This is a genomic window from Kineococcus glutinatus (assembly GCF_039542765.1).
GTDB classification, from domain to species: domain Bacteria; phylum Actinomycetota; class Actinomycetes; order Actinomycetales; family Kineococcaceae; genus Kineococcus_A; species Kineococcus_A glutinatus.
The window spans coordinates 1-4,364 of record NZ_BAABIL010000155.1; the positions used below are offsets into that span (position 1 = coordinate 1).

Annotated in this window: 4 protein-coding genes; 3 read left to right on the plus strand and 1 reads right to left on the minus strand. The window is 76.5% G+C overall.

Going from position 1 to position 4,364, the window contains the following annotated elements; genetic code table 11:
• The first annotated feature begins 50 nt into the window (after nt 1–50).
• Complete coding sequence (locus tag ABEB16_RS06735; protein WP_345711490.1) at nt 51–1,583, plus strand: alpha/beta hydrolase; 1,533 nt, start codon at nt 51–53, stop codon at nt 1,581–1,583.
• 19 nt (nt 1,584–1,602) lie between these two features.
• On the opposite strand, the gene ABEB16_RS06740 is transcribed toward ABEB16_RS06735, so the two are convergent.
• On the minus strand, nt 1,603–1,938 hold the full coding sequence (locus ABEB16_RS06740; RefSeq protein ID WP_345711491.1) for a hypothetical protein: 336 nt from the start codon (nt 1,936–1,938) through the stop codon (nt 1,603–1,605).
• A 150-nt stretch (nt 1,939–2,088) separates the two neighbouring features.
• Here ABEB16_RS06740 and ABEB16_RS06745 point away from each other — a divergent pair, with 150 nt between their 5' ends.
• On the plus strand, nt 2,089–2,667 hold the full coding sequence (locus ABEB16_RS06745) for a dihydrofolate reductase family protein (RefSeq protein WP_345711492.1): 579 nt from the start codon (nt 2,089–2,091) through the stop codon (nt 2,665–2,667).
• A gap of 83 nt (nt 2,668–2,750) precedes the next feature.
• Nucleotides 2,751–4,364 (plus strand): glycoside hydrolase family 13 protein (locus ABEB16_RS06750; protein ID WP_425560117.1); only part of this gene is annotated, 1,614 nt, incomplete at its 3' end.

Here is a 4,364-nt window from a genome sequence, read left to right on the forward strand (position 1 = left end):
CTGCCCGCCGCGCGCCACGCCCCGGGCGGCCGCGGGTGAGGGGCGCGGGGGTGCTCCGCCCGGCGGGCGTGGTGCTGCCCGCGGCGGTGGAGCTGCTGCTGGGGGCGTGTTCGGCGCTGGGCGCGGACGAGCCCGAGCCCGTCCCGGTCGGGAGCCCCACCGCGACGGCGGCGGAGCCGGCGGCCGACCCGGCGATGGCGGAGTTCTACGCGCAGCGGCTGTCGTGGCAGGACTGCGGCGACGGGGTGCAGTGCTCGACGCTCACCGTGCCCGTCGACCACGCGGACCCGGCCGGGGCCCGCACCCGCATCTCGCTGGTCAGGGTGCCCGCCACCGGCGACGAGCGGCTGGGGTCGCTGGTGTTCAACCCCGGTGGTCCGGGCGTCGGGGGCATCCCGTACGTGCGGGCCGAGGGCCACCAGGTCACCGACGTGGTGCTGGAGCACTTCGACGTGGTGGGTTTCGACCCGCGCGGGGTGGCGACGTCGGACCCGGTGCGCTGCCTGACGGACGCGGAGACGGACGAGCTGCTGGCGGCGGACGCCACGCCGGACGACGCGGCGGAGCGGGACGCGCTGGTGGGGCTGGCGGCGGGCGTGGGCCGCGGCTGCGCGGCGCGCGGCGGTGAGCTCGCCGCGCACGTGGACACCCGCAGCGCCGCCCGCGACCTGGACGTGCTGCGCGCCGCGCTGGGCGACGACCGGCTCAGCTTCCTCGGCAAGTCCTACGGCACCTTCCTGGGCGCCACGTACGCGGAGCTGTTCCCGCAGCGGGTGGGCCGGTTCGTGCTGGACGGGGCGCTGGACCCGGCGCTGTCGGAGGCGGACTTCGAGGCGGGGCAGGCGGACGGGTTCGAGACGGCGCTGGCCGCGTACGTGGCCGACTGCCTGCAGCAGCGCGGGTGCCCGCTGCGGGGCACGACGGAGCAGGGCGTGCAGCAGGTGCGCGACCTGCTGGAGCGCATCGACGCCGCGCCGCTGGACACCGGCACCGCGCGGCCGCTGACGCAGTCCCTGGCGCAGCTGGGGGTGGCGTACCCGCTGTACGCGAGCAGCTTGTGGCCGCAGCTGACGGAGGCCCTGGCGCAGGCCCTGGAGGGTGGGGGCGCGAAGCTGCTGGCGCTGGCGGACGCGTACGCCAGGCGCGGCGCGGACGGCGGCTACGCGGACAACTCCAACACGGCGATCTACGCGGTGAACTGCCTGGACCGCCCCGACACCTCCACCCCGGCGGAGGTGGAGCGCTCGGCGGTGGAGCTGGCGCGGCGCTCGCCGACGTTCGGGGCGTTCCTGGCGTGGGGGTCGCTGCCGTGCACGACGTGGCCGTTCCCGGCGACGGGGCAGCCGGGGCCGCTGCGGGCGGCGGGGTCGGGCCCGATCCTGGTGGTGGGCACGACGCGGGACCCGGCGACGCCGTACGCGTGGTCGCAGGCGCTGGCGGAGCAGCTGGCGGAGGGGCACCTGCTGACCCGCGACGGTGACGGGCACACCGGTTACCGGGCGGGCAGCTCCTGCACCGACGCGGCGGTGGACGCCTACCTGGTGGCGGGCGCGGTCCCGGCCGACGGGGCGCGCTGCGGGTAGGGGCCGGCGCCCCGGGGCGTCAGCGCTTCAGGACGACGACGGCCTCGGTGTCGGTCAGCCGCTCCAGGCCGGCGGTGAAACCGGCCACCTGCGTCTCGGTGCCCACGTCGAGGGAGACCTCCTGCCCGGCCACCTCCAGGCGCACGGAGTCGTCGCCGGCCTCCAGCAGCGTCGCGTCCACCCCGAGCACGGACACCTCTGGGCGGCCCTCGCGCGGGAAGGTGATCGTGCAGTCGTCCAGCGTGCACTCCACCTGCGTCCCGTTCTCGGTGCTCCCGCCGCACGCGGCGGTCCCCGCGAGCAGCGCGAGGGCGGTCAGGGCGGTGGCGACGCGCTGTGCGGTGGTGGTCCTCACCTTCTCGAGGATAGGTGTCCCGCCCCGGGACCCACCCGGGCGCTGGTGTCGTCGCGGCTCGATCGAAGCTGCGCAGGCCGCCCGGCGGGGTGCCTTGCCGGTGCCGCGGCGGCGGTGGAGGCTGTGATCCCCGTCCGGTCGGAGGAACCCGTGGGCAAGCTCATCTACGCGGCCAACACGTCGCTCGACGGCTACCTGGAGGACGAGGACGGCTCCTTCGGCTGGTCGGTGCCGGACGAGGAGGTGCACGCGTTCTGGAACGAGCACGAGCGGGGCATCGGCACCTCGCTGTACGGCCGGCGCATGTACGAGACCATGCGGGTGTGGGAGGACGACGACTGGCTGGCCGGTGAGCCGGCCGTGGTCCGCGAGTACGCGGGGATCTGGCGCGACGCCGACAAGGTCGTCTACTCCACGACGCTGGAGGCGGTGTCGACGGCGCGCACGCGGATCGAGCGGCGTTTCGACCCCGAGGCGGTGCGCCGGCTGAAGGAGTCCTCCGCCGCGGACCTGAGCGTCGGTGGCGCGGCCCTGGGGGCGGAGGCGTTCCGGCACGGCCTGGTGGACGAGTGCGTGCTGCTGCTGCACCCCGTGCTCGTCGGCGGTGGCAAACCGGCGCTGCCCCGGGGGGTGCGGCTGGGTCTGGAGCTGCTGGAGGAGCGGCGGTTCGGCAACGGCGCGGTGTACGTGCGCCACGCCGTGCGCGACGCCGTGCGCGACGGCACCTGACGCCCGTCGCCGGTGCCCCGCCGCCGGGCCCCGTAGCGTGGGACGCCCCAGCCACCCGCGCGACGACGAGGAGCGGCCCCGCCGTGGACCCGCACACCGCCACCACCCCCGACGTCCCGACCGCGGGCACCCGGCAGCAGGCCGGGCCGTGGTGGCGCGACGCGGTGATCTACCAGGTGTACCCGCGCTCCTTCGCCGACTCCGACGGCGACGGCACCGGTGACCTGCCCGGCGTGACCGCCCACCTGGACCACCTGGCCGCCCTGGGCGTGGACGCGGTGTGGCTGTCGCCCTTCTACCCGTCGCCGCAGGCCGACGCCGGCTACGACGTGGCCGACTACCGCGACGTGGACCCGGTGTTCGGCACGCTGGCCGATTTCGACGCGCTGCTGGCGCGGGCGCACGCCCTGGGCCTGCGGGTCGTGGTGGACCTGGTGCCCAACCACACCTCCGACGCCCACGCCTGGTTCCGCACCGCGCTGGCCTCGCCCCCGGGCAGCCCGGAGCGGGCGCGCTACCTGTTCCGCGACGGGCGCGGGGAGCGCGGGGAGCTGCCGCCCAACGACTGGCGCAGCGTCTTCGGCGGCAGCGCGTGGACCCGCACGAGCGGGCCGGGCGGCGAGCCCGGCCAGTGGTACCTGCACCTGTTCGACACCCGCCAGCCGGACCTGGACTGGTCCGACCCCGAGGTGCGGGCGGAGTTCCTGGACGTGCTGCGGTTCTGGCTGGACCGGGGGGTGGACGGCTTCCGCGTCGACGTGGCGCACGGGCTCGTCAAGGCCGAGGGCCTGCCCGACTGGGCGGGGCAGTCGCGGATGGTGGAGGGGCAGGTCGGCGACGACCCCGAGCACGAGGAGTTCCGCCAGCACGGGCCGATGTGGGACCAGGACGGCGTCCACGAGATCTACCGCTCCTGGCGCGCGGTGCTGGACTCCTACCCGGGCGAGCGGATGATGGTCGCCGAGGCGTGGGTGCCGGACCCGGAGCGGCTGGCGCGCTACGTGCGCCCCGACGAGTTCCACCAGGCGTTCAACTTCGACTTCCTGGTGGCGCACTGGAACGCCGGTGCGCTGCGGCACGTCGTGGACCGCTCGCTGGGGGCGAGCGCGCGGGTGGGGGCGGTGGCGACGTGGGTGCTGTCCAACCACGACGTGGTGCGGCACGCCTCCCGGCTGGGCCTGCCGGTGCCGGGCGGCAACCCCAGCGGCATCGGGCCGGAGGACGTGCAGCCGGACGCGGCGCTGGGCCTGCGCCGGGCGCGGGCGGCGACGCTGCTGGAGCTGGCGCTGCCGGGTTCGGCGTACGTGTACCAGGGCGAGGAGCTGGGCCTGCCGGAGCACACGACGCTGCCGGCGGGGGTGCGGCAGGACCCGAGCTTCCACCGCACCAGCGGGCGGGTGGTGGGTCGCGACGGCTGCCGGGTGCCGCTGCCGTGGCGGGCCGGCGCCCCGGCGTTCGGGTTCAGCCCGACGGGGGCGAGCTGGCTGCCGCAGCCGCCGGCGTTCGGGCCGCTGGCCGCGGACGCGCAGGTCGGGGTGGAGGGTTCGACGTTCGAGCTGTACCGGGCGGCGCTGCGGCTGCGCCGGGAGCACGGGCTGGGTCGCGCCGCGCTGCGCTGGCTGCCGGTGGAGCGGCACGGCGCGGACGTGGTGGCCCTGGCGGTGGGCGGGGTGTCGGTGCTGCTGAACCTGGGGGTT